Source organism: Nocardia brasiliensis IFM 10847 (genome assembly GCF_000710915.1).
GTDB classification, from domain to species: Bacteria; Actinomycetota; Actinomycetes; order Mycobacteriales; family Mycobacteriaceae; genus Nocardia; species Nocardia brasiliensis_A.
In genome coordinates, this window is the sequence record NZ_BAUA01000079.1 from 12079 (window position 1) to 37394 (window position 25316).

Annotated in this window: 25 protein-coding genes; 12 read left to right on the top strand and 13 right to left on the bottom strand. The window is 66.8% G+C overall.

Annotated features, from left to right (window positions below):
* Window positions 1–57: 57 nt before the first annotated feature.
* Window positions 58–573, bottom strand: a complete 516-nt coding sequence (locus NBRGI_RS16990) for an NUDIX hydrolase (protein WP_162836670.1) — start codon at window positions 571–573, stop codon at window positions 58–60.
* A 248-nt stretch (window positions 574–821) separates the two neighbouring features.
* On the opposite strand from NBRGI_RS16990, the gene NBRGI_RS16995 reads away from it, so the two are divergent.
* Window positions 822–1595: a pirin family protein gene (locus NBRGI_RS16995; protein WP_029897442.1), complete on the top strand. Its 774-nt coding sequence runs from the start codon at window positions 822–824 to the stop codon at window positions 1593–1595.
* Window positions 1596–1730: 135 nt separating this feature from the next.
* Window positions 1731–2216 (top strand): DUF4190 domain-containing protein, encoded by a 486-nt coding sequence (locus NBRGI_RS17000; RefSeq protein WP_029897444.1) that lies wholly within the window; start codon window positions 1731–1733, stop codon window positions 2214–2216.
* 6 nt (window positions 2217–2222) lie between these two features.
* On the opposite strand, the gene NBRGI_RS17005 is transcribed toward NBRGI_RS17000, so the two are convergent.
* Window positions 2223–2726: a hypothetical protein gene (locus NBRGI_RS17005; protein ID WP_029897446.1), complete on the bottom strand. Its 504-nt coding sequence runs from the start codon at window positions 2724–2726 to the stop codon at window positions 2223–2225.
* A 135-nt stretch (window positions 2727–2861) separates the two neighbouring features.
* Between NBRGI_RS17005 and NBRGI_RS17010 the strand changes: the two genes are divergently transcribed.
* From NBRGI_RS17010 to NBRGI_RS17020, 3 genes are all read left to right on the top strand, one after another.
* Window positions 2862–3713 carry a DUF5753 domain-containing protein gene (locus NBRGI_RS17010; RefSeq protein WP_029897448.1) on the top strand — a complete coding sequence of 284 codons (852 nt, stop codon included), beginning with the start codon at window positions 2862–2864 and terminating at the stop codon, window positions 3711–3713.
* Between the two features lie 10 nt (window positions 3714–3723).
* The gene (locus NBRGI_RS17015) at window positions 3724–4104 is read left to right on the top strand and encodes a DUF397 domain-containing protein (RefSeq protein WP_029897450.1); all 381 of its coding nucleotides are present in this window, start codon (window positions 3724–3726) and stop codon (window positions 4102–4104) included.
* Window positions 4105–4190: 86 nt separating this feature from the next.
* Window positions 4191–6209: a M13 family metallopeptidase gene (locus tag NBRGI_RS17020; protein ID WP_029897452.1), complete on the top strand. Its 2019-nt coding sequence runs from the start codon at window positions 4191–4193 to the stop codon at window positions 6207–6209.
* A gap of 38 nt (window positions 6210–6247) precedes the next feature.
* Here the strand turns inward: NBRGI_RS17020 and NBRGI_RS17025 are convergent, their stop codons facing one another.
* The 8 genes from NBRGI_RS17025 to NBRGI_RS17060 all read right to left on the bottom strand — a co-directional run bounded on the left by NBRGI_RS17025 (window position 6248) and on the right by NBRGI_RS17060 (window position 15354).
* The gene (locus tag NBRGI_RS17025; RefSeq protein WP_029897454.1) at window positions 6248–7327 is read right to left on the bottom strand and encodes an ABC transporter ATP-binding protein; all 1080 of its coding nucleotides are present in this window, start codon (window positions 7325–7327) and stop codon (window positions 6248–6250) included.
* A 91-nt stretch (window positions 7328–7418) separates the two neighbouring features.
* Window positions 7419–8747, bottom strand: a complete 1329-nt coding sequence (locus NBRGI_RS17030) for an ABC transporter substrate-binding protein (protein ID WP_029897456.1) — start codon at window positions 8745–8747, stop codon at window positions 7419–7421.
* 16 nt (window positions 8748–8763) lie between these two features.
* The gene (locus NBRGI_RS17035) at window positions 8764–9576 is read right to left on the bottom strand and encodes a carbohydrate ABC transporter permease (RefSeq protein WP_014989189.1); all 813 of its coding nucleotides are present in this window, start codon (window positions 9574–9576) and stop codon (window positions 8764–8766) included.
* Between the two features lie 50 nt (window positions 9577–9626).
* Window positions 9627–10556 (bottom strand): carbohydrate ABC transporter permease, encoded by a 930-nt coding sequence (locus NBRGI_RS17040; RefSeq protein WP_029897460.1) that lies wholly within the window; start codon window positions 10554–10556, stop codon window positions 9627–9629.
* A gap of 259 nt (window positions 10557–10815) precedes the next feature.
* On the bottom strand, window positions 10816–11718 hold the full coding sequence (locus tag NBRGI_RS17045; RefSeq protein ID WP_029897462.1) for a L,D-transpeptidase: 903 nt from the start codon (window positions 11716–11718) through the stop codon (window positions 10816–10818).
* 302 nt (window positions 11719–12020) lie between these two features.
* Complete coding sequence (locus NBRGI_RS17050; protein WP_029897464.1) at window positions 12021–13436, bottom strand: cytochrome P450; 1416 nt, start codon at window positions 13434–13436, stop codon at window positions 12021–12023.
* A 58-nt stretch (window positions 13437–13494) separates the two neighbouring features.
* Entirely contained in the window at window positions 13495–14766 is a 1272-nt protein-coding gene (locus NBRGI_RS17055; protein WP_029897466.1) for a serine hydrolase domain-containing protein, read from the bottom strand.
* A gap of 48 nt (window positions 14767–14814) precedes the next feature.
* Window positions 14815–15354 carry a DUF6764 family protein gene (locus NBRGI_RS17060; RefSeq protein WP_029897468.1) on the bottom strand — a complete coding sequence of 180 codons (540 nt, stop codon included), beginning with the start codon at window positions 15352–15354 and terminating at the stop codon, window positions 14815–14817.
* 190 nt (window positions 15355–15544) lie between these two features.
* On the opposite strand from NBRGI_RS17060, the gene lppU reads away from it, so the two are divergent.
* Both lppU and NBRGI_RS17070 read left to right on the top strand, forming a co-directional pair.
* On the top strand, window positions 15545–16150 hold the full coding sequence (gene lppU, locus NBRGI_RS17065) for an LppU family putative lipoprotein (protein ID WP_051727837.1): 606 nt from the start codon (window positions 15545–15547) through the stop codon (window positions 16148–16150).
* Window positions 16151–16199: 49 nt separating this feature from the next.
* Complete coding sequence (locus NBRGI_RS17070) at window positions 16200–17678, top strand: MFS transporter (protein ID WP_029897473.1); 1479 nt, start codon at window positions 16200–16202, stop codon at window positions 17676–17678.
* A gap of 13 nt (window positions 17679–17691) precedes the next feature.
* On the opposite strand, the gene NBRGI_RS47505 is transcribed toward NBRGI_RS17070, so the two are convergent.
* From NBRGI_RS47505 to NBRGI_RS17080, 3 genes are all read right to left on the bottom strand, one after another.
* On the bottom strand, window positions 17692–18030 hold the full coding sequence (locus NBRGI_RS47505) for a hypothetical protein (RefSeq protein WP_148310855.1): 339 nt from the start codon (window positions 18028–18030) through the stop codon (window positions 17692–17694).
* Window positions 18031–18167: 137 nt separating this feature from the next.
* Window positions 18168–18686, bottom strand: coding sequence for a hypothetical protein (locus NBRGI_RS43895; protein ID WP_051727838.1), 519 nt, complete (start codon window positions 18684–18686; stop codon window positions 18168–18170).
* 275 nt (window positions 18687–18961) lie between these two features.
* Window positions 18962–19660 carry a hypothetical protein gene (locus NBRGI_RS17080; protein ID WP_029897474.1) on the bottom strand — a complete coding sequence of 233 codons (699 nt, stop codon included), beginning with the start codon at window positions 19658–19660 and terminating at the stop codon, window positions 18962–18964.
* Window positions 19661–20220: 560 nt separating this feature from the next.
* Here NBRGI_RS17080 and NBRGI_RS17085 point away from each other — a divergent pair.
* From NBRGI_RS17085 to NBRGI_RS17105, 5 genes are all read left to right on the top strand, one after another.
* Window positions 20221–21039 (top strand): ABC transporter permease, encoded by an 819-nt coding sequence (locus NBRGI_RS17085; protein WP_014989178.1) that lies wholly within the window; start codon window positions 20221–20223, stop codon window positions 21037–21039.
* Complete coding sequence (locus NBRGI_RS17090) at window positions 21040–21903, top strand: ABC transporter permease (protein WP_029897478.1); 864 nt, start codon at window positions 21040–21042, stop codon at window positions 21901–21903. It abuts the gene before it with no gap.
* 6 nt (window positions 21904–21909) lie between these two features.
* The gene (locus NBRGI_RS17095) at window positions 21910–23409 is read left to right on the top strand and encodes an MlaD family protein (protein WP_029897480.1); all 1500 of its coding nucleotides are present in this window, start codon (window positions 21910–21912) and stop codon (window positions 23407–23409) included.
* Window positions 23410–23482: 73 nt separating this feature from the next.
* On the top strand, window positions 23483–24526 hold the full coding sequence (locus NBRGI_RS17100; RefSeq protein WP_029897482.1) for an MCE family protein: 1044 nt from the start codon (window positions 23483–23485) through the stop codon (window positions 24524–24526).
* Window positions 24523–25316, top strand: a 794-nt coding sequence (locus NBRGI_RS17105; RefSeq protein ID WP_029897484.1) for an MCE family protein, incomplete at its 3' end; no start/stop codon positions are given. The genes NBRGI_RS17100 and NBRGI_RS17105, both read left to right, overlap by 4 nt.

Consider the following 25316-nt stretch of genomic DNA (forward strand, 5'->3'; position numbering starts at 1 on the left):
CGGCCGCTCGGGCGCGGGTGTGGAACTCTCGGAGCGACCAGTGGGCACGCCGCGAGGTTAGTTGGTCGGGCCGTGCCGCGCCGAATCAGCGCGAAGTGCCTGCTCGGCGCGAGGCTGGCCGCTGACCAGAGCGCTCACCGCGGCCCGCATGTCGGGCGCCATCGGCAGTTGCGCGAGCACCTCGGCGTCGATCCAGGCGAACGCGTCGTGCTCGCCGGGGGCCAGCGCCACCTCTCCCGGCTCGGCCGTGACGACGAAGCTGTACTTGCGCACTCTGGACTTCGTTCTGGTCGCGTAGTCGAATCCGCCGAGGAAGTCGGTGATCACCCTGGCCCGCAGGCCGGTCTCCTCGAACAGTTCCCGGTGCACGCACTCGGCGAAGGTCTCGCCGGATTCCACACCGCCGCCGGGCAGTTCGTACATGCCGCCGTGGTAGTCGTCGGGCACTCGGCGCACCACCAGGAGTTTGCCGTCGCGGAACACCGCGACCCCGACGACGAAATGTGCGATGCCGTCGCGGTGGGCCTGCTCGCGGAGCCGGCGCTCGAGGTTCGCGAGCGTCTCGGGTCGCATCTCGCCGTCACCTCCGGTTTCGTTGCGGCACATCATGTTACGAATCCGGCCCGGAAACGGCAGGCCGCGGTGGGTGCGCCGGACGCCGCTCGCGCGGACCGGTCGGTTCTGCTCGCCTGGCGTTCACCCGCTGGTCGCTCGCGTAAAATGCCGAGTGCAGGACAATTTACTAGGAATGTGGAGTACCGCCACGGAAGTGCTCCTACCCTGAAAGGTGATCGGTGCACGGGCCCGAGAGGAGGACCATGATGTCCACACTCACGACACCACACATCGACGTCCATCGAGCAGGCGACCGCATGAAGACGCGGGTTTCCTGGTTGGATTCGAAGCACTCCTTCTCGTTCGGTGAGCACTACGATCCCGACAACACCCATCACGGCCTGCTGCTCGTCAACAACGAAGACGTGGTCTCGCCGGGTCAGGGCTTCGACACCCACCCGCATCGGGACATGGAGATCGTCACGTGGGTGCTCGGCGGCAGTCTGGTGCACCAGGATTCGCTCGGGCACAGCGGTGTCATCTACCCCGGTCTCGCGCAGCGGATGAGCGCGGGCACCGGCATCCTGCACTCGGAGAAGAACGACTCGTGGCGGCTCGACGGTGCCGAACACGACGAGCCGGTGCATTTCGTCCAGATGTGGGTGGTGCCGGACGAGCCGGGCTTGACTCCGGGGTATCAGCAGCTCGAGATCGATGACGCGCTGGCCGGCGGCGGCCTGGTGACGGTGGCGGCGGGTCTGCCGCGGTATCGGGACCGCACCGCGATCGCCATCAACAGCAGTCATGCGGCGCTGCACGTGGCTCGGATGTCCGGCGACGCCGAGCAGGCGATCGACCTGCCCGACGCGCCGTATCTGCACGTGTTCGTCGCGCGCGGCGAGGTGGACATGGAGGGCGTCGGCACCCTGGACGAGGGCGACGCGGTCCGGCTGACTCGCACCGGTGGGCAGCGCGTGCGCGCCCGGCGGCCCTCGGAAATTCTGGTGTGGGAGATGCACGCCCGGTTGGGGGCGCAGTAGGCGCGGTGCCCCGGGCGTGCGCGGTGCGCGGGCCGACATCTGTCCGGCTGTGGTCGATATGCCCGACTTTATTAACATCCGCCCGTAGCGTGGGCGATCAGTAGGCGATCCCTGCGCACCCCGGAGAGGAAATCCATGTCGCAATACCCGCCTCCAGGCCAATATCCCCCACCTCCCGGATACCCGCCGCCGGGGCAGCAACCCGGGCAGTACTGGCAGGAATCGCCGAAGGGCAAGGGCCTCGCGATCACCGCGCTGGTGCTCGGCATTCTCGCGCTGCTCACCTGCTGGACCGTGATCGGCGGCTTCCTGTTCGGCGTCTTCGCGCTCATCTTCGGCATCATCGCGGTGGTCAAGGCACGCTCGGGTCGCGCGGGCGGCACGGGCATGGCCATCAGCGGCCTGGTGCTCGGCATCTTCGGCATGATCATCGCGGGCGTGCTCGCCGTCGTCGGCTACAGCTTCTTCGTCGACTCCGGTGGCAAGGACTTCATCGACTGCGTCAGCAAGGCGGGCAACGACCAGGCCAAGCTCGACCAGTGCGAGCGGGACTGGAACCAGAATCTCGAGGACCGGTTCAGCATCACGCTGACTCCGCCGCCCGCGCCCACACCGCGCTAGGCCCGGCTAAGCGCCGCTCGCGCACGCGCGGGTAGCGGCCAGCACCTCGCCCATCTCGCGGCGAAAGTCGTGCTCGGGCGGCGCGATCCAGTTGCGGTAGCCGGTGTGTTCGTCGGTGGGCGAAGGCAGCACGACGTGGCTGCCCGGCAGCGCGACGGACGCGCAGACCCGGAACAGGTCGGCGAACAGCGTCGTGTCGAGGTAGGAGTTGTCGGTCGGGCCAGTCAGGAAGGTCCAGCGCGACGAGCGCGGATGCGCGATGATCGGCCCAGGCCGCGACTCGGCCGTCGTCTCGGTGAGCCGCGTCCGTACCCGCTGACCGAGCGCGGCGGGCATGACCACCGCGCCGACCGCGCCCACCTCGAGCATGATGCGGCCCAGCGCCGGGTCGACGATGCCGTAGAGGCCGTGGTCCTTGCGGTAGCTGCGGCAGCGGGCGAGCGCATCCTGAATCGCGGTGTAGTCCGGGACGCCCGGATGACCGTCGGATTCGGTGCGGGACAAACTCATGACGAACCTGCCTCGATGCGGGTGGATCGTGTGAAGTGGGAGTGAATCGACCGCTGAGACCCGACCATAGTGCGGTACGTCACTATTGACAATAGTCACACGCCGGTGCCGTGCCCGCGCGTACGATCGCCTGTCATGGCACCCGTCTCGCCTACCGTTGCCCGCTGGGAACTGGTGTTGCGACTGCGGGAGCTGCGCGAACTACGCGGGTTCGACTCGGCGGGCTTCGCCAAGCGGGTCGGCTTCACCCCCGCCAATTGGTCGCATGTGGAAAAGGGCAGACGGGTACTGACCACCAACACCATCGGCCCGGTGCTCGAACTGCTCGAGGTCGAGGCCGAGGAGCGGGCCGAGCTGCTCGCCCTGCTCGACGCGAGCAAGCAGCGCGGGTGGTGGGCCAGGTCGTCCGCGCTGATCGGCCCCGAACTACAGCGGCTGTACGGCATGGAGTTCGGCGCGCAGAGCATTCGCAGCTACGACAGCCTGGTGGTGCCGGGCCTGCTGCAGACCGAGGACTACGCGCGCGCCCTGATCAGCGCCGACGTGATGATCCGTCCGGTGCAGGTGGAACAGCTGGTCTCGATCCGGATGCGCAGACAGGAACGACTGCGCGGCGCCGAACCGGTCGAACTCACCGCCGTGATCGGCGAGGGCACCCTGCTGCAGCAGACCGGCGGACCCGAGGTCTTGCGCGGGCAGCTGACCCATCTGGCCGAGTTGATCGATGAGCTCGACACCGTCGAGGTGCGGGTGATCCCGTTCGCCGCCACCGCGGGCGCGGTGCTCGGCGGGTCCAGTTTCCATCTGGTCGACTTCGCGGGCGAGCAGTTGCCGACCTTCGGCTGGGCGGAGAGCGCGGTGTTCGGCGGGGCGGTCGACGACCCGGATCTGGTGCGCGATCTCAGCTTCGCTTACGTTCGCGCACAAGAACAATCGCTGGACCGTGACGAGTCATCGACCCTGATCAGAGCCTATGCCGGAGTGTAAAATCCTGCCCATGGCCACCACCCCTACCCACCGGTCAGTTTCCACCGGCTGGTTCACTTCGACCCGGTCCAACAACGGCAACCAGTGTGTCGAGGTCCGTTTCGATGGTGCTGCGGTGCTCGTCCGGGACAGCAAATACCGTCGCGATCCGGCCAACCACCCCGCCGACGAGCCCGTCATCACCGTCACGGCACCCGAATGGACCGTGTTCCTCGACAGCCTGCGGACCGGCCGGCGAACCGACGGCACCCTGATCACCGCCACCACCGCCGAGGGACACACCACGTTGCGCCACGGCGACACCGTTCTCAGCTACACCCCCGCCGAGTGGGAGGCCTTCCTGCTCGGGGCGCACGACGGCGAATTCGACCGCGTCGCGCAGACCGTCTGACCGCAGCCACCCGCACCCCCCGGCCCGCCGTGGCCGGGGGCCGACTCCGACCTGCGCACCGCCCGTCCGTGGGCATACTGGATAGCGTGACTTCCGAGCTGACCAGTCCTTCCGGTATTGATCTGTCCTATCTCGACCAGGGCGTACGGGTGCAGGACGACCTGTTCGCGCATGTCAACGGCAAATGGCTGGACGACTACGAGATCCCCGCCGACCGCGCGGTGGACGGCGCCTTCCGCACCCTGTACGACCAGGCCGAGCGCGACGTGCAGGCGATCATCGAGCGGGCCTCGGCCGAGGCCGCCGCACCGGGCTCCGACGCCCGCAAGATCGGCGATCTGTTCACCAGTTTCATGGACACCGAGACGGTCGCCGCCGCGGGGCTCGCCCCGATCTCCGCCGAACTCGCCGCCATCCACGAGGTCGCCGACCGTAGCGCGTTCGCGGCCCTGCTCGGCCGGTTGCAGCGCACCGGCGTCGGCGGCGCCGTCGGCTGCTACGTGGACACCGACGACAAGAACTCCACCCGCTACCTGGTGCAGCTCACCCAGTCCGGCCTCGGCCTGCCCGACGAGTCGTACTACCGCCAGGACGAACACGCCGAGATCCGCACCGCCTACATCGCGCACATCGGCCGCATGTTCGCCATCGCCGCGGCCGATCCCCGGATCGCCGAACTGCTGCCGCGGGAGCTGGACACCGTGGGGCAGCGGGTGTTCGAGCTCGAACGCAAGCTCGCCGCCGGGCACTGGGACGTGGTGCGCCGCCGGGACGCGGAGCGCAGCTACAACTTGACCACCTTCGCCGCGCTCGTCGCCGATCACCCCGAGTTCGATTGGGCGGCATGGACTTCCGCGCTGGCGGAGCACGTCGCCGCGTCGGGCCCCGAGGCGTTCGCCGAAGTCGTTGTCCGGCAACCGGATTACCTGGACACCTTCGCGCAGGTGTGGGCGGGGGAGTCGCTCGCCGATTGGCAGGCCTGGGCGACGTGGCGGCTGCTGCGTTCGCGCGCACCGTATCTCACCGACGACCTGGTCGCGGAGAACTTCGCGTTCTACGGGCGCACGCTCACCGGCGCCGAGGAGATCCGCGAGCGGTGGAAGCGCGGTGTCTCGCTGGTGCAGGATCTGCTCGGCGAGGCCGTCGGCAAACTGTATGTGGCCGAGCACTTTCCGCCCGAGGCCAAGGCCAGGATGGTGGAATTGGTCGCCAACCTGCAGGAGGCCTACCGGCGCAACATCGCCCAGCTGGACTGGATGGGCGCCGACACCAGGGCGGCCGCGCTGGCCAAACTGGAGAAGTTCACCCCGAAGATCGGCTACCCCGACAAGTGGCGGGACTACTCCGACGTGCGGATCGATCCCGCCGACCTGGTCGGCAACTACCGCAGCGGCTACGCCGCCGACCACGACCGCGACCTGAACAAGCTCGGCGGCCCGGTCGATCGTGACGAATGGTTCATGACGCCGCAGACCGTGAACGCCTACTACAACCCGGGCATGAACGAGATCGTCTTTCCCGCGGCGATCCTGCAGCCGCCGTTCTTCGACATGAACGCCGACGACGCCGCCAATTACGGCGGTATCGGCGCGGTGATCGGCCACGAGATCGGGCACGGTTTCGACGATCAGGGCGCCAAGTACGACGGCGACGGCAATATGGTCGACTGGTGGACCGACGACGACCGTGCCGAATTCGGTAAGCGGACAAAGGCTTTGATCGATCAGTACAACGTGCTGTCGCCCAAGGACCTGTCCGACGAGCACACCGTGAACGGCGAATTCACCATCGGTGAGAACATCGGTGATCTCGGCGGCCTGTCCATCGCCCTGCAGGCCTACAAGATCTCCCTCGACGGCGCCGAGGCTCCCGTGATCGACGGCCTCACCGGTCTGCAGCGCGTCTTCTACGGCTGGGCCCAGGTATGGCGCACCAAGGCCCGCACCGAGGAAGCCATCCGCCGCCTCACCATCGACCCGCACTCCCCGCCCGAATTCCGCTGCAACGCAGTCGTCCGCAACATCGACAGCTTCCACGAAGCCTTCGACGTAACCCCCGAGGACGCCCTCTACCTCGCCCCCGAGGACCGCGTCCGCATCTGGTAGGCGGACACCGCCGCGGGTCCCGGCGACCCGCGGCGCGGTCAGCGCAGGCGGTCTTCGGTGGTGGCGTCGAAGAAGAAGACGTCGTCGAGTTTGGGGCGGAGGCGGAGTTGGTCGCCTAGTGCCACCTGGAAGCGGCGGTCTACGCGGGCGACGACCTTGCCGGAGCGGCTGTTCCAGTCCTGCGCCACGCCGTGGCTGTAGACGAAGGATTCGGCGCCGAGTTCCTCGAGCAGTTCGGCGGCCACGGTGAGGCCGTCGGCGTCGGTGGTGACCTCCCACGATTCCGGACGGATGCCGACGATCACCCGATCGCCGGTTTTCACGGTGCGCGGCAACGGGATACGCAGGTCGTCGAGCACCGCCGCCCCGTCCCGGACCGGCGCTTCCAGCAGGTTCATTCCCGGCGAGCCGATGAAGCCCGCGACGAAGGTGTTCACCGGATTGTCGTACAGCTCGCGAGGCGCGGCGATCTGCTGCAGCTTGCCGTCGAGCAGCACGGCGACCCGGTCGCCCATGGTCATCGCCTCCACCTGATCGTGGGTGACGTAGACGGTGGTGGTGCCGAGCCGCTTCTGCAACGCGGCGATCTGGGACCGGGTGCTCACGCGCAGCTTCGCGTCCAAGTTGGACAGCGGCTCGTCCATGCAGAACACCTGCGGCCTGCGCACGATGGCCCGGCCCATCGCGACCCGTTGCCGTTGTCCGCCGGACAGTTTCGCGGGTTTGCGGTCCAGCAGATGCTCCAGCTCCAGCATCTTGGCCGCCTCCTGCACCCGGACCTGGGTGTCGGCCTTGTTCATGCCCGCGTTGCGCAGCGCGAAGCCCATGTTCTGCGCGACCGTCATGTTCGGGTACAGCGCGTAGCTCTGGAACACCATGGCGACGTCGCGGGCGCGCGGCGGCAGCCCCGTGACGTCTTTGCCGCCGATCAGGATGCGTCCGTCCTCGACCGACTCCAGCCCGGCCAGCATGCGCAGGCTGGTCGACTTCCCGCAGCCCGAAGGGCCGACGAGGACAATGAATTCGCCGTCGGCGATGTCGATGTCCAGGCTGTCGACAGCGGGCGTCGGCGCACCGGGATACAGGTGCGTGACGCTCTCGAACTGCACGGTTGCCATCGTTGTCGGCCTTTCCTCGGATGAATCGAATTGCGCCCCAGGTCATTGCGGCGGACCGACGGGTGCCCGCCGCCACGACGAACCAGGGGTACTACTTGGGCAGCTTGGGCGTGATCTGCCGGTCGATGATGGCCTGCAGCTGGCTGGTGACGTTGCCGAAAACCGTTGCGGGGTCGGCGTTCTGCAGGCCGATCTGTTCCAGGCCGGTGCCGATGATCTGGTCCCCGCCGGGCACGAACACCCGCGCGTAGTCCTGCGACTTGGTCAGCGGCAGCTGGTCGATGGCGACCTTCGCGTTCGGGTTCTTCGCCAGGAAGTCCTGTTCGGTCGGGTCGGTGACGGCCGACTTGCGCACCGGCATGTACCCGGTCTGCTGCGAGAAGTACGCCGTGTTCGTCGGGTTGGTGATGAACTCGATGAACTTGAGCGCGTTGATCTTCCGCTGGTCGGAGATCCGCGCCGGAATCGCCAGGCCGGCGCCGCCGGTGGTGACGCCGGGTCCGTTCGGGTGCGGCAGGAAGGCGGTGCCGAACTGCAGTTTGCCTTCGGCGTTCTGCTTGATGCCTTTGAGGTCACCGGTGGACGCGATGGTGGAGGCGATCACGCCGGTGCCGAAATCGACGGCGATCTGCGGCTTGATGCCCGCGTACTTCTTGGTGTGGATCATGTCGCGGAAGAACTGCCCCGCCGCGATGGTGCCGGGGTCGGTGAACTTCAGCGTCCACTGATCGGAGTACGCGCCGCCGAAGGTCCAGTTCGGACCCTGGAAGGTCCAGGCCAGGTAGTTCTTCGCATCGCCCCAGCCGTGCGCGAGCTTGCCGTCGCCGACCACCGACTGGATCTTGGGGCCCCACTCGTCGAATTCCTGCCAGCTGTTCGGACCACGGTCGGGCAGACCGGCTTTCGACCACACGTCCTTGTTGTAGTAGAACAGCGGCGTCGAGCGCGAGTACGGCAGCGCGTAGTGCTTGCCGTTGAACAGATAGTCCGAGGCCAGCGAATCGACGTAGTCGTCGAGCTGGACGCCCGCGTCGCCGAAGTGCGCGTCGAGCGGTTCGATGGAACCGTTGAGCGCGTAGTTGAACCACCAGACATCGGAGAGCACCACGACATCGGGCAGCTCACCGCCGGACAGCGCCGCATTGAACTTCTGCGACACCTCCTCATAGTTCTTGCCCGCGTCGATCAGGTTCACCTTCAGGTCCGGGAATTTCTCGGTGAACCGCTTGATCAGCTCGGTTTCCTGGTCTTTCGAGCTGCCCGGGTGGTTGGACCAGAAGTTGATCGTGTTGGAGTCGCCGGACTGCTTGGACCCACCGCCGGTGCCCGCGCACGCGGTGAGCACAGCACCCGCGGCGACCGTGCCGGCCAGCCCGAGGAATCCGCGCCGGGACAGCGCGGGGAACTGAGAAGTGGACACGTGGTTTCTCCTGTTTCTAACCCTTGACCGCACCCGAGGTGAGGCCTTTGATCATGTGACGTTGCAGCGCCAGGAACACCAGCAGGATGGGCAGCATCGTGAGCAGCGTGCCCGCCATCACCGGCCCCCAGTTGGTGACGCTCGGGTTCTCGGTGTTCTGCAGCAGCGTGAGGCCCACCGGCAGCGTCGCGACCTCGGGCCCGTCCGCCATCAGGAACGGCCAGAGGTACTCGTTCCACTCGTTGACGAGGGTGACCACCGCGAACGCGACCATGGTCGGCCCGGACATCGGCAGCACCACCCGGGTGAGCAGCCGCCACCAGTTGGCGCCGTCCATCCGGGCCGCCTCGATCACCTCCGAGGGCAGCGAGAGGAAGTGGTTGCGCATCAGGAAGGTGCCGAAGGCGACGCCGCAGAGTGGAACGATGATGCCCACCAGGGTGTTTCGCCAGCCGAGCTGGGAAACCAGCGCGTAGTTGGAGATCACGGTGATCTGGTTCGGCACCATCAGCGCCGCGATGATCACCAGGAACACCACGTTCTTACCCGGAAAGCGCAGGAACACCAGTCCGTACGCGCTGAACACGCCGAGCACGAACTTCACCGCGGAGACGACCCCGGTGACGATCAGCGAGTTGCGCAGGAAGGTCCAGAACGGCAGCGTCGTCGTGGCGTCGGAGTAGTTCTCCGGCCGCCAGCTGTGCGGCCAGTACACCGCGGGCTGCACGTAGATGTCGGGGCGTTCCTTGAACGAGGTGATGAAGATCCAGAACAACGGCACCCCGACGATGATCAGCACGCACACCATGGCCGCGTAGCCGAGCACCATGACACCGCGCTGCCGCCTGCGATACGAACGGGTCTCTACCCCTGCGGTTTTCACTGTTCGTTCCGATCCATGACGCGAACCTGGATCAGCGTGACGATCAGCAGCACCAGGAACATGATGGTGGCGACGGTCGCGCCGTAGCCCGCCCGGAAGTTGCGGAAGGACTCCTCGTAGACCTGGAAGACCATCGTCGTCGTCCCGGTGCCGAGCGGCCCGCCGCGGGTCATCACGTTGATGATGTCGAAGACCTGCAGCGAATTCAGCAGCACGGTGATCGACAGGAAGAAGGTGGTGGGGCGCAGCTGCGGCAGCAGAACCTTGGTGAAGGTGGTCCAGCGGCTCGCCCCGTCCATCTCGGCCGCCTCCATCAGCTCGGCCCGAACCCCTTGCAGCGCGGCCAGATAGATGACGAAGCTGTAGCCCAGGTTCTTCCAGATGTAGGTCACGGTGATCATGAACATCGCCCAGTGCGGGTTCTGGTAGAAGTCCGGCACCTTTTCCACGCCGATCCGGTGCAGCACGTCCTGGACCAGGCCGAAGCTCGGATCGAAAATGAACTGGAAGGCCACGCCGATCGCGGCGCCGGAGATCACGAACGGCGCGAAGATGGCCGAGCGGACCACATTGCGCCCGAACAGCTTCCGGTCCAGCAGCAGTGCCAGCGCCAAGCCGAGCACCATGCTGCCGACCACCGCGGCCAGGGTGAACACCACGGTGTTGGTGACGATGTCCCAGGAGTCGGTGCGCCCCCACCACTCGCGGTAGTTCTGCACGCCGATGAACGTGGCCACCGGGTCGGAGATGTTCCAGTCGTAGAACGAGAGCCGGATGTTGTCGATCAGCGGCCGATAGACGAACAGCGTCAGCAACGCCAGATTCGGGACGACGAGCACGAGGAACAGCGCGTAGTCCTGCCAGGGTCGGCCGCGCCAGCCACGTCCACGCGGTTGGGGTAGAACTCGCTCCGGCCGCATTCGCACGTCGCGCACTCTACGGAAAGGAGCAAACAGCCGGTTAACGCTGGGCCCCGAGCTGTTGAACTTCTCGAGCACGCGCTCAGTGAATCAAACGACCAGCGAGATGATCACCGCTTTCGGCAAATGCGCTCGGCCACAGCGAGTTCTCTTCATTTAGTTCTGATCATCCGCGGCGCCGGTTCCGTGCTGTGAACGCGAGCGAGGCGAGTCACCTGGTTGCTGAACCGCAACCTCGTGACTCGCCTCGCTCGGCAAGCGCTGGTTAGTTCCAGTCGCCCAAACCGTCGCTGGAGCTCAGCACCCCGCCCTGGGTGTTCTCCACGACCACCGGGTCGCCGCGCCGCGAGTTCTCCATGAACCACTTGGCGTTCTCGGTGCTCACGTTGAGGCAGCCGTGGCTGGTGTTGGACTTGCCCTGCTGGCCGACCGACCACGGGGCCGCGTGCACGAAGATGCCGCTGTTGGAGATGCGGGTCGCGTACTCGACCTCGAGCTTGTAGCCCTCGGGGTCGGTGGTCGGCACACCGTAGGTGGACGAGTCCATGATCATCTTGGGCAGCTGCTCGCCGACGATGTAGATGCCGTTGGGGGTCTCGTGCTTGGGCTTGCCCATCGAGGTCGGCATCGTCTTCACCACCTCGCCGTTGCGGGTGATGGTGATGGTGTGGGTGTTGTCGTCGGCCGTGCTGACGAACGCGTCGCCGATCTTGAAGGCACTGCGCGTGCCGCCCGCTTCCACCTGCACGTCGATGTTGTCCGGCCAGTAGTCGTTCGGCCGCCAGCGCACCTGCTTGTCGCCGCGCCAGTAGAAGTGGCCGGGTGCCGGCTTCGACGAGGTGATCTTGATGAACTTCTCGGCGAGCGCGTGGTCGGGCACCGGCTCCTTGAAGTTGATGATGATCGGCTGCGCCACCCCGACGACCTCGCCGTCGGCGATGTTGATCGACGGCGGCGCGAAGTTCGGCTGCTGCGGCGCCGGCTCGTTCGCCGATCCGGCGGACCCGGAACCGAACCCGGGGAAGGGCTCGGCGCCCGCGGGGGCGACCAGGAGGACACCGGCCGCCGCGATCGTCGCGGACAGCAGAGCGCCCGCGCGCAACCGGCGGGACAGCTGAGCTCCCCGGCGGTGCGCGACTGGCGACCCGGTGTGCGAAGCGACATGCATAGGTTTCTCGTCCATTCCATCTCTCGCGCGCACGTATAGACGCGCGCGTGAACAAAAGATCTCATTCGCCCGGGAGCCGGCAGAGCACTCCACGGGTATTGACGGCCCGACCCTGCCGTCCTTCCTACCGTCCCGGGGTGACCTGAAGCCAGTTGTCTTTCATAATGATTCGGACCGACCACCTGGTGTGGTAGCCGTCACATAGCCGGTCGGCCTTCACGTAGTTGAGTGAAAGTTACCGGTCACGTCGGCGAGTCCGCCGTGCCGCGGACCGCCGCTGGTAGGCCGCCGCGCCGACGTGATCAAACGTCTTCGTGACATAAATCACTCACGACGTCGAACGGAATCGAGCGATGCGGACCGGTTGCTATGTTGTGCGGCACCGAAATTGGCGTACGGCCGTTCGCATACCGTTGCGACAGACGCAACCGCACGTCGCCGACAATGGTGGCCAACGCAATTCGCATTTCGTACTCTGCCAGCGTCGCGCCGACGCACCGCCGATGCCCGCCGCCGAACGGCGCGAATTCATAGGGCCGGTATCGGCGTTCGAGGAACCGCTCCGGACGGAACAGTTCGGGTGCGGACCACACCGCCGGATCCGAATGCAGCAACGGCACCGCGACCCCCATCGTGTCGCCTGCCGCCAGGGCGATTCCGCACAGGGTCCCCGGCGCGGTCAGCCTGCGCACCACGATCGGCACCGCGGGGTGCAGCCGCAGTGTCTCCTGGCACACCGCGTCCAGGTAGGGCAGCCGCGCCAGCTCCGCCGGATCGGCCTCCTGTCCGGCGGCTCGCAGTTCCGCGCGTAGTCGTTCCAGCGTCGGCGGCGCGCGATGCAGGTGATACAGCGCCCAGACGAGAGTCGTCGCGGTGGTCTCGTGCCCGGCGACGAGCAGCGTGCGCAGTTCGTCGCACAGTTCCGCGTCGGAGATCGCGTTGCCGTCGTCATACCTGGTGCCCAGCAGCAGGCCGAGCAAGTCGGTCGTGCGGCGGTGCGGATCGGCTCGCCTGCGGGCGATGTCGTCGCGGATCAATCGGTCCAGCCGGGCCCGCGCCCGCACGAACCGATCCCACGGGCCGTGACCGAAAGTCGTGCGCCGCAACACCGGCAGCAGCATCAGCGGCCCGGAGAACGCGTCCAGGAACGCGCCGATCGCGCCGACGTATTCGGCTCGGCGCCGTGGGCTGTGCACGCCGAACACGGCCGTGAGAATCACCTGCAAGGTGATCGAACGCGCGGCCGCCCGCGCATCGATGCGCGCACCGGGCACCCACGCCGGGCCGGTGTCCCCCGCCAGTTCCGCGCGGGTGGCGTCTCTGATGAGGGCGCCGTATTCGCGGATGCGCGTGCTGTGGAACGCGGGCGTGAGCAGCGCCCGATCGCGACGATGCCGCGCACCCGCGGCCAGGATCAGCGACGCCGAGCCGACCAGTGGCTCGATCGGATTGGGCCGCGGCGGTTCGACCGATTCGACGGGTGCCCGGAACAATTCGCGCGCACCCGCAGCGGTACCCGTGAACAACGCCGACCCCATACCGGGAAATTCGCAATAGATCGGGTCGCCCTCGCGCGCACGCCGCCAGCGGAAATACCGCTCGAAATCCAGGCCGGCCCGCAGCGCGTGCCACAGCAGCGGCCGTGGTCGCGGTAGCCGCGCAAGCGGTATAGGCGGCGCGTCCGGGCCGGGACCAGCGGCGTCCTCTTCCATACTCATAGCAACGAACCGCGTATGGCTGCGGTTCGACCCGGCCTGCCGTCCCCCGGGACGTGCTTCAGTCGCTCTCGTCGACCGCCACCGCGGGCTTGGCCTTGCGTACCGTGGCCCGCGCCGTCGCCGCCAACCGGGCCAGCCTGGCGTCGCCGAGCGCCGTCACCGCGTTGCCGAGCCGGTTGGTGACGAACGCGATGGACATGCCCAGCTCCGGATCGGCATAGGCGCCGGACCCGCCGACACCGTAGTGGCCGAACGCTTTTCGCGGCTGCTGCTTGGACATCAGCACCGGCCGGTGATAGCCGAGGGTGAAGCGCAGCGGCAGGCCGAGCACGTAATCGCGGCTCTCCGCGGGCTGCACCTGGTTGATCGTCTCGATCGTCTCCGGCCGCAGGAAACGCACCGTCCGGCTGCCGCCACCGGCCTGCGGGAGTTCCACCGCGCCCCGGTTGGCGAGCGCGCCGTACATCCTGGCCAGCGCGCGCGCTGAGAAGACGCCGTTCCAGCCGGGCATCACCGCGTCGTGCACCCGCGGGTCGCGGACCAGTTCGTCGAAGCTCTCCGGCATGCCCGCCTCGGCGAGCCCGCGGATCGGCCGCACCCAGGACAGCACCGACGACGCGGTGTTCCAGCGGATCCCGGGCGGGCTCAGGTGCGGAAAGATCTTGGCGATCCGGTACCGCTCGGCTTCGGGCACCCGGAACCAGAACTCGTCGAGCCCGAGCGGTTCGGCGATCTCGCGGCGCACCACCTCGGTGAACGGATCGCCGGTCACCCGCTGCACGATCTCGGCGACCAGCCAGCCGAAGGTGATCGCGTGATAGCCCGAGGTGCGGATGCGACGCGGGTCGGCCGGGCTCTCGGCCAGCGCGGTCACGACGGCCGCGTAGTCGAGGATGCCCTCGCGGCCGGGTACCAGGCCGCGCACCCGATGCAACCCGGCTCGGTGCGACAGCACATCGCGCACCGTGATGTCGGCCTTGCCGTGCGCGCCGAACTCGGGCCAATAGGTGGCCACGGGCGCGTCGTAATCGATCAGGCCGCGCTCGGCGAGCCGGTGTACGACGGTGGAGGCGACGCCCTTGCCGGTGGAGAAGGTCAGCGCGACGGTCTCGCCGTTCCAGCGCCGGTCCTTGGCGGCCCAGCCGCCCCAGATGTCGACCACCGGCTTGCCGTCGAGGTAGACGGCCAGCGCGCCGCCGCCGCGGCTGGGCTGCTCGAACATGCCGAAGAATTGGTCCGCGAGCCGGATGAAGCGCGGGTCGACCCGCATCTCCCGGGGCGCGAGGAGTCCGCCGCGTTCGGCGCGACCGTCGCAGCCGCCTGCCGCCATTGCCGAAACCATGAGGTCACCTCCTGACCACCGATCGTCGGACCGTCCTCAGGGTAACCGCTCGGCCCCGGTCTGCCAGCGGCCCAGCGGCGTACTGAGGCAGGTGTCGCCGGTGCTCGAATTCCAGGCGAAGGCGCCGCCGCCCAGGCAGATCACGCTGGCCTCGGCGGTCCGCGCGCTCGCGCGCGACCCTTCGAAGGCGACCGAGACCGCGAGCACCGGCGGCCAGGCGGCGGGCGAAACATCATCGCGATCAATGGAACTGAGCGCGATGGCATCCTGTCCGACGCCGATCGCCAGCGGTATGCCGCCCGAGCCCTCGCCCGCGCCCACCCCGCCCGCGATGCCGATGCCGAGCGCGCGGGCGCCCGCCGTGGCATTCGCATAACCGATACCGTCGATACCGAACGATTTGGCCTCACCCAGCAGATCGGTAGCCGCCCGGCAGGCGGTGCTGCCGTCGATGACGGTGATGTCGGTCCCCTGTGTCGAAGTGCATTGCACGTCGGTAGCTGAGGCAGTGCCGGAAAAGGCCAGCGAGACCCCCGCCGCGGCAGTCGCGCATACGATCGCGCTGATCAGCTTCACGGACAAACTCCTCTCGCACCGAAAACACCACTGTACTCAGATCGGTTGCTAGCAGCCTGATTCCGCAGTCGGGTCGACGTGTGCGCGGTCCATGGTGTATGCATGGCGTGTATTTCAAGCACTGCTTTGCGCACTTCGAATTCTTTCCGGGGGTCCGAGTTCGAAGCACTACAGCTCGGGAGGACTGTACGTGTCTGGTCAACTGACCTGGGGTCGTGTCGCGTTTGCGACGTTGGTCGGTGTTGCCGCCCTCGCGCTGGTGGGCTGTAGCTCCACCATCAGCGGTCACGCGCAGCCCGCAGTGAACAACGGCACCATCGATGCCGTCTCGGTCACGCCGAAGCCTTCGTCCGGTAAGCCGGCGCCCACCAGTACGAACAAGGGTGGCAACACCGACTTCGAGGCGAACATCGGCGACTGCGTCACGCTCGGCGGCACCACCAGCAACGCCACCATCGAGAAGGCCTCGTGCGGCAGCCGAGCGGCCAACTACAAGGTGATCGGCAAGGCGCCCAAGAGCACGGCCTGCGTCGGCGACGCCGACAACTACTACGCCGAAACCCTCAACGGCATCGAACAGGGCGCGTACTGCCTGGATATCGACTGGGTGGTCGGCGGCTGCATGGATGTCGGCGGCGACGACCCCAAGCGGATCGACTGCACCGGCGCGACGCCGCAGAAGGGCGTCAAGGTGGTCAACCGGGTCGAGGGCGCCAGCGACGTCAGCGCCTGTGACAGTGGTTCCGGATATGTCTACGAGGAACGGCGTTTCGTGGTCTGCGTCCAGGAACTCTGACACCACCGGAATACCGCCGCTGTTCGATCCTGCGCATTATGTTGGGTCGGTGAGCACGACTGATCTCCCGCGGCTGAAATCGTCCACCGGGCGCTGGATTCTGCTCGGCACGATTCTCGGTTCATCGGTGGCCTCGCTGGACGCCACCGTCGTGAACATCGCGCTGCCCCGGATCGGTGCATCGCTCGACACCGACGTCGCGGGCCTGCAATGGACACTGAACGGTTACACGCTGACGCTGGCGTCGTTCATCCTGCTCGGCGGCTCGCTGGGCGACCGGCTCGGCCGGCGCAAGGTATTCGTCTGGGGCACCATCGGCTTCGCGTTCGCCTCGGTGCTGTGCGGCGCCGCGATGAATATCGAGATGCTGGTGTTCGCGCGGATTCTGCAGGGTGTGGCCGGTGCGATGCTGACGCCGGGCAGCCTCGCCCTGATCTCTTCGTCGATCGACCGGCGTGATCAGGGTGCGGCGATCGGCTTGTGGTCGGGGTTCGGCGGCGTCTCCGGCGCGCTCGGCCCGTTCCTCGGCGGTTGGCTGATCGAGGTCGCGGGCTGGCGCTCCATCTTCTTCATCAATGTGCCGCTCGCGGTGGTGGTCGTGCTGGTCGCGGTGAAACATGTGCCGGAGAGCCGTGATCCGAACGCAGGCACCCGACTGGACGTGCCGGGCGCTTTCGTGGTCGCGCTCGCCCTCGGCGCGCTGACCTTCGGCCTGATCGACACCATGCCGCTGCTCGTCGTCGGCGGACTGCTGCTGCTCGCGGCGTTCGTGGTGATCGAATTGCGCAGCGACCATCCGCTGGTGCCGCCGGCGCTGTTCGCCTCGCGGGTCTTCACCGCGGCCAACCTGGTCACGCTCGCGGTGTATGCCGCGCTCGGTGGCGTGTTCTTCCTGCTGGTGCTGCAACTGCAACTGGTGGCGGGGTATTCACCGCTGATGTCGGGTGTCGCGACCGTGCCCGTCACGCTGGTGATGCTGCTGCTGTCCGCGCGGGCGGGGCGGTGGGCCCAGGTGCACGGCCCGCGCCTGCCGATGACGGTCGGTCCGTTGCTTGCCGCGGGTGGCCTGGTACTGCTGCTCCGGATCGGCCCGGATACCACGTATTTCACCGATGTGCTGCCCGGCGTGCTCGTCTTCGGGCTCGGGCTCACCGCGCTGGTCGCCCCGCTGACCGGGGCCGTGCTCGGCGCGGTGCCGTCGAGTGAGGCGGGCATCGCCTCCGGGGTGAACAATGCCGTCGCGCGCACCGCACAACTGCTCGCCGTCGCCGCGCTGCCCGGCCTGGCCGGAATCTCCGGTGCGCTGGGTGATCCCGTCGCGTTCGACCACGGTTTCGCCAAGGCCATGTGGATCTGCGTCGGGCTGCTGGTCGCGGGCGCGGTGCTCGCCGGTGTGCTGCTGCGCTCGCCGCGGCGCTCGCCGACCCTGGACAACGTGGACTGCCTGCCGCAGTGCGCCGCGGCCACCGGACCAGCCCTAGCGCCGAGCGAGCGAGCGTCGCAGTCGGACGAGCGAGCGGCGCAGTGAGGGTGTGACCGCGTCACATCTTTCGGATGTGCACAGCCGGGTAGAGCGCTACACAGATGATCGCCGCGGTGTATAGCGTGAGAAAAATCAGAAATGGTGTGGACACATGTCGGTCGATATCATTTCGCAGGATATTTATCATGGCGATTATCGGCGGGATACACATTGCCGAAGCGGCGAGACCGTAGTTTCGGATCACGCGGTTCGCCCGGCCTCTGAGTTCCGGATCGGTCAATACCCGATCGGATACCTCTTCGCGAAAGGGTGTGTCGCGCAGACCTCGTCCGCGATGGCCTTGTATCGCAGCGCGCGCGACCATGAAAAGCACTGCGCCGTAGCCGATGATAATCACGTATGGAAGCATGCCGCCCCTGTTTCCTGCCGATCACGCCACGGCGTTCGTGCGATCTGTGCTGATCCGATCGATCGTATCCAGGTCCGCGCCGGGTCGGCGGCTCGTCGCTGCCCGCCGACCCGGACCACCGCCGGTCAGCCCTTCGGGAAGCGGATGAGCACCGCCGCCACCACCGCGATCAGCCGGTCCTTGTTCTTGACGAACTTCCAGACCACGCCGCCGAGTTCGCCTACCAGGCAACCGATGATGGCGTTCCTGGCGTAGTTGGTCCCCTGTCCGCCGTTCGAGATGTCGTCGAGCACCGAGGTCGCCACGCTGCCCAGCGCTCCTCGGGCGCACCAGGCGGCCGCTGCCAGCAGCAGTCCCGCCACCGGCAGTGCCGCCTTTCGCCGGAGTTCGGCATCGGCACTGGTGTAGGCCTGCCGGATGTCGGCGATACCGTCCGGCCCGAGGCGCTCTTCGGCGTACTGCCTTGCCGCTGCGGAGGGTTCGAGGCGTCGCGTGGGCATCTCGAATCGATCCGCCGCCTGCAGTCGGCTGTGCACGACCTGATCGGCCGGGGCGGCGGTCGCGACCGCGGCGGAGCCGCCGGTGATCGTGATCGTGGTGGCCAGCACCAGAATGCCGGCGGTAACGCTGCGTCGGATATTCATTTTTCCCTGATCTTCGTTCGACGTATCTGGCTCAGGGGTCAGCAGAGCAAAGCAGTGCTATTGCGAACAGCATTCGCAATCGAATGGAATTCTGTGTCCCCCGATGGATGTACGGTGCCGGCACAGCTGAAGTTAGCGGACAGCGTGGCGCGCGGTAAAGGTTGTCGATCCGAAGTGGCAGTGCGACATGGCAGTACAGCCGACCATGGCAGTTCGACAAAAAACGGCGGCGCACCACTGTCGCAGTGGTGCGCCGCCGCGCTGTCCGGGAAACGTCAGATCGGCCGGAATCCCGCGCCGATGCCGCCGCGAGCATTGACGTCGTCGGTGATCGTGGACATGTTGGTGCCCACCTCGGGGCCGAAGCACGCGACGGCGAGGTAGGCGTTGACCATGCCGACCAGCGTGGAGCCGACGACGACCGGCGCGCCGGAATCGCCTTCCACGACGCACATCTGACTCCAGGTCTCGGTGTTCGACCCGAACACGTCGCCCCAGCTGATGCCGCAGGTGTTGCCGGTGGTCCGGCCTTCCTTGCAGACGATCGTCGGGAACTGGGCGGGGCCGCCGAGCCCGGTGATGGTGACGTTGCCGATCCGGTTCACCGGGATCATCTTGTTCTCGTTGAATTCGAGGACGGCGTAGTCCAGGTCGTGGTTGGAGTAGACGAACCGGCCGATCACGCCGGCGCCGCGGTCGGCCTCGGCGTACACCTCGTACCCGGGTTCGCCGCAGTGCCCGGCGGTGAAGCCGACGAGGCGGCCCGCGCCGTCGCGGCCGACCGTGGTGACCGTGCACTCGAACAACTGGTCGCTGAGGGCTCCCGGCGTGTCGGAGATGATGATGCCGGAGCCGCCGCCCACGACCGGTGGGCCGGGGTCGGCCTGCGCGGCCCCCGCGCCCGTCCCCAGCAGCGCCGCACCCAGGGCTACGGCGAAGGCGGCGTTGGCCACCTTGGCGAGTTTGCTGAACATGTCCCTCCAGACGTCGGAAGCCCGCACGATATCAATCTGTCGCACCCATCGTGTCAGTATTTCTGTCCGGGCGCGTCATCTACAGCAGGGTGTCCACGACGGTCCGGGGTTCACCCTATTTCAGTCAAATCCTCCCTTTTGTCTCTTATCGGTGTCGATAGCGACACGCTATGGAAAAGGCTTTTGTTCGGTTCCTGTTTGTACTCCGGTAGTAGAGCGGTCCGTTTCGTACGGTTCCGGAATCGAAAGGTATTTTGCCTGAATATTGTCCGAATAAATTGCCCGGATGGTCCGCTCCGAGCTGTCGATTCCCAGCTTGACCTGTCACTTGTGCCAACGTCGAGGCCCACCTGTTTGGGCTATGCCCCAATGTCGATGTCCCACGTCATAGCGTTACGCGCACTGTGGCCGAGGTCTATGACTGCAATCACAACAGGGTGGTGTGTTCTGGCTTACTACGTAGTAAGGTGCGTCAAGCAAACAAGTCGTCGGGGCAGCCAACCGGCGTCGAGAGGGGTTAGCCAGTGCAGTCGACCGAGAGTCCACCAACAGGGTCACGGATGAGTGATGCGGTCGATTGGACCAAGGGTTACTGGGCAGACCATCCGAAGGCTTCGCTGGAAACCTTCGGCCGCCAGATCACCATGGGGATCGCGGCGGTTGCCGAACTTTTCGTCTCGATCTTCCGTCGCCGCTTCCCTTTTCGTGAGTTCATCCGCCAGTGCGCGTTCATGTCGAGCGTCTCGGCGGCGCCCACGCTGCTCGTCGCCATTCCGATCGGTGTCATCGTATCGATCCAGGTCGGCTCGATCGCCGGGCAGGTCGGTGCGACCTCCTTCATCGGGGCGGCCAACGGCCTCGGCATCATCCAGCAGGGCGCTCCCCTCGTCACCTCGCTGATGATCGCCGGCGCGGTCGGCTCCGCGGTCTGCGCCGATCTCGGCTCGCGCACCATCCGCGAAGAGATCGACGCGATGAAGGTGATGGGTGTCGACCCGATGCGCCGGTTGGTTGCTCCGCGCCTCGGCGCGGCCATGCTGGTCAGTGTGCTGCTGTGCGGCTTCGTCGTCTTCGTCGGTTTCTTGACCGGTTACATCTTCAATATTTTCGCGCAGAACGGAACGCCCGGTTCATATATCGGTACGTTCTCCTCGTTCGCCGTCACGCGTGATCTTCTTGTCGCACTGGTGAAATCGCTGATATTCGGATTGCTCGCGGCGATCATCGCGTGCGACAACGGACTGAATGCCCGCGGCGGCCCGGGCGGTGTGGCCAACGCGGTCAATTCGGCAGTGGTGAGTTCGGCGATCATGTTGTTCGGCGTGAACCTGATAATCACTCAGGTGTACAACGCACTGTTCCCGTCCCAGGTGGTCTGAGTGTCGTCGACATACGTTCCCCCGCTGCTGCGGCCGTTCCAACAGCTCCGCAAGGGCGCGTCGGCGCCGGCGAATCTGCTCGCCAAACTGGGCCACCAGGTGTTCTTCCTGTTGCGCTCGATCGGCTCGATCCCGTTGGCGCTCAAGCACTATCCGAAGGAAGTGTGGCGGCTGCTCTCGGATGTCACCTGGGGCAACGGAAACCTGGTCGTCGGCGGCGGCACCATCGGCGTCGTGGTCATCCTCAGCGCCTTCGGTGGGATGACCGTCGGCATCCAGGGTTACAACTCGCTGAACCTGCTCGGCCTGAGCCCGATCACCGGCGCGATCTCGGCGTTCGCCACCACCCGCGAGATCGGCCCGCTGCTCGCCACGATCGCGTTCGCCGCGCAGGCGGGCTGCCGGTTCACCGCGCAGCTGGGCGCCATGCGGATCTCCGAGGAGATCGACGCGCTCGAGTCCATCGCGATCCGGCCGCTGCCCTACCTGATCAGCACCCGGATGTTCGCCGCGATGATCGCCATCATCCCGCTGTACTGCCTCGGTCTGGCGATGGCCTACATCTCCTGCTCGCTGACCGTGCAGCTGATCGGCGGCACCGCCAGCGGCACCTACCAGCACTACTTCTACCAATTCCTGGTACCGGGCGACGTGGTCTATTCGCTGGTGAAGGCGATCCTGTTCGTCGCGATCACCACGTTCATCCAGTGCTACTACGGTTTCTTCGCCTCCGGTGGGCCGGAGGGCGTCGGTGTCGCGGCCGGCCGGGCGATCAAGGTGTGCATCATCGCGGTCGTCTTCGCGAATCTGTTCATGACATTGGCGATCTGGGGCGTCACCGCCGGAATCCGGATCTCAGGGTAGGACGAGATGATCATTGATCCGAGTGGGCGTGGTCCCACCATGCGCCAGCTGCTCCTCGCGGGTGTCGGCGGGCTGGTCGTCTTCGCTGTCGTGCTGGCCTTTCTGATGGGTCGCTACACCGGTTACTTCGTCGACAAGGTCAACGTCGTCGCGAACCTGACCACCACGGGTGACGGACTGCCGGAGAAGGCGGACGTCAAGTTCCGCGGCGTGCTCGTCGGCGAGGTCGCCGACGTCGAGGTCGCGGCCAAGGGCGAGCTGCAGAAGGTGCAGATCGAGATGAAGCCCGAGTTCGCGAAGGGCGTTCCGTCGAACGTCACCGCGCGGGTGGTGCCGAGCAACCTGTTCGCGGTCACCTCGGTCGAGCTGGTCTTCAACGGCCCGGCCGATCAGTATCTGCGCGAGGGCTCGGTCATCGAGGAGGACCGCAGCGCGGGCACGCTCGCACTGCAGGACACCCTGACCACGGTGCGCAATATCCTGGACCGGATCGATCCGATGCAGTTCGGGCGCGTGCTCGGCACGCTTTCGCAGGCGCTCGACGGCAGCGGCCGGATGCCAGGCTCCACCGTCGAACGGTTCGATCGCTGGTTGCAGTCGGTGGACGACTCCATCCCGAACCTCGGGGTGATGCTCGGTGACCTGTCCGCGTCGATGCACGCGCTGAACCAATCCGCGCCCGAATTGCTCGACGTGCTCGGCACTTCCGTCGACACCGCGCGCACCATCGCCGACCGGCGCACCGATCTCGTCGCGTTGATCACCGGCACGAGCAGCACGGTCGACACCGTGAACGATCTGTTCGCGCGCAACGGTGATGTCGGCAAGCAGGTCACCACGGGCATGAGCGATATGTTCGGCGCGGTGGCCGCGGATCCGTCCGCGATCACCAACACGATCCTGAATCTCAGTGAGATGGTGCGCCGGATGGACACCACCTTCACCTGGGGCCCGCAACAGCAGCAGCGCTGGAACGCGGGTATCACGCTCACGCCGTACAAGCCGTACACCGTGGCCGACTGCCCGCGCTACGGCGAGCTGGCCGGACCGAGCTGTGCCACCGCGCCCGCGGTGAACGAACTGCCGCCGCTGCCGGACAAGCTGAAGCCGCGCGCGCTCGAGTCGGCCGCCGGTCTGCCGCCGGTGGTGCCGATGCCGGGGCTGCCGCTGATCCCGGGCGTCACCATGCCCAACCCGGCGACCGCCGCGGGCCCGGTGGCCGGCGAGCCGCGCCCGTTCGCGGGCACGCCGCTGGAGGGCCTGTTCCCGATGCTGCCCGGTCTGTTCGGACAACAGCCTGCCCCCGCTCCGGCGCCCGCGCCGGGCCCGGTGGCGCCGGCCGCCGCACCGGCGGGCACCCCGAAGGTCGGGGAGATCTCCTACCAGGGCGATGCCGCGATCACCCAGCTGCTCGGGCGTCAGCCGACCACCGCCGAATATCTGCTGTTGAGCTCGATCTTGAAGGGCGGGACCATGCACGTGGCCCAGAGCGAGGCGAGCAAATGAGCGAGCGTAGTGAGGGAATCATGTCGCAGCGTGCTATGCACATGCCGACGCCGAGCGCCAGCGAGGTGACGGCATGAGCATAAGAAAGCCGCTGATCGGGTTCGGCATCTTCGCGCTCGTCTCCATCCTGGTGACGGTTGTCGTCTGGAATACCCTGGCGCGCATCGTCCAGGGCGACACCAACACCTACTCCGCGACGTTCTCCGATGTGCTCGGCTTGCATACCGGTGACGACGTCCGGATGGCCGGCGTGCGGGTCGGCAAGGTCGAGAAGATCGAGCTGAACCGCGACCCGAAGTCCAAGAAGCAGGTGGCGAAGGTGACCTTCGTCGTGCAGCGGGATCAAACCCTGTTCGACGACACCAAAGCCCTGGTGCGCTACCAGAACCTGATCGGGCAGCGTTACGTCGCGCTGGCGCCGGGCAAAGCGCCCAGCCCGGCGCAGCTGAAGAACAACGGATCGATTCCGCTGGAGCGCACCGAGCCGTCGTTCGACGTGTCGGGACTGCTCAACGGTTTTCAGCCGCTGTTCCAGGCGCTGCAGCCCGAGCAGGTGAACCGGTTGTCGGAGACCTTCATCCAGGCCCTGCAGGGCGACGGAGTCTCGTTGAGCGCCTTCATCGTGCAGGCCGCGCAGCTGGCCACCGACTTCCAGCGGCGGGACGCGATCCTGTCCGACGTGATCGTCAACCTGTCCGGCGTGATGTCGGGGTTGGCCAAACGAGGTGATGAATTGGAGACCCTGGTGACCCAGACCCGGGCCTTGATCGGCGGGTTGTACGAGCAGGGGCAGTCGTTGCAGTCCTCGACCGTGCAGATCGCCAACGCCACCAGCTCGCTGGTGGATATGGTCGGCAACATCCAGCCGAAGCTGCAGACCGCGCAGAACTCCACCAGCGCGGCCCTCACGTTGCTGCTGAACAACGGCGCCAAACTCGACCAGATGGCGATCGACCTGCCGAACATCGTCTCGATCGGTGGCAAGCACACCTCCGAGGGCGGCTACGCCAACGCCTACCTGTGCGGCTTGGACGTCTCGCTGTACGGCGTGCTGTTCCCGCGCGGTCTGTTCTCGCAGATCGGTGGCACTTCGCACTCGGCGGTGTGCCGCCCATGATGACCAAGCTCAAGAACAAGTTCGACAACAACCGCTACTTCTGGCTCGGCATCATCGGCGGCGTGCTCATCGTCGCGCTGCTGCTCGCCTCCAGCGCGATCAAGCTGCTCGGTGTCGGTGAGCAGTCGATCAAGGCCGAGTTCGTGCAGGCCGCGGGCATCAAGGTCGGCGACCGGGTGGCCATCGCGGGCGTGACGAGCGGGCGGGTGGACGGCGCGAAACTCGAGGGCGACCACGTGCTGCTGACGCTGAGCGTCGACAACGGGGTCAAGCTCGGGCCGGACGCGCGCGCGTCGATCAAGATGGCGACGCTGCTCGGCGCCCGGTACGTGGATCTGGAGCCCGGCGACGGCACCGGCCTGAAGGGCGGCCGAATCCCGGTGTCCAACACCGCCGTTCCGTACAACCTCGCCGATGTGGTGCAGGTCGGTACGCCGAAGTTCGAGGCGCTCGACACCAAGAAGCTGTCCGAGTCGCTGAACCTGATCAATCAGCAGATGGGCGATTCGCCGCAGCTGATGGCGCAGGCGCTCGACAGCGTCGGCGCGCTGGCCAAGGTGATGGACACCCGCCGCGACGAGGTGGACAGCCTGCTCAAGGACCTGAACCGGGTCACCCAGATCCTGGGCGACAACCGCAACAGCGTGCTGCTGGTGATCACCCAGGGTGAGGCCATCGCGAACCGGGTGATGGAGCGGCAGGGGCTGCTGCGCCAGCTGCTCGACAACGTCGCCCAGCTCACCAAGCAGCTGCAGGCGATCGGCGCGGAGAACGACAACCAGCTCGGCCC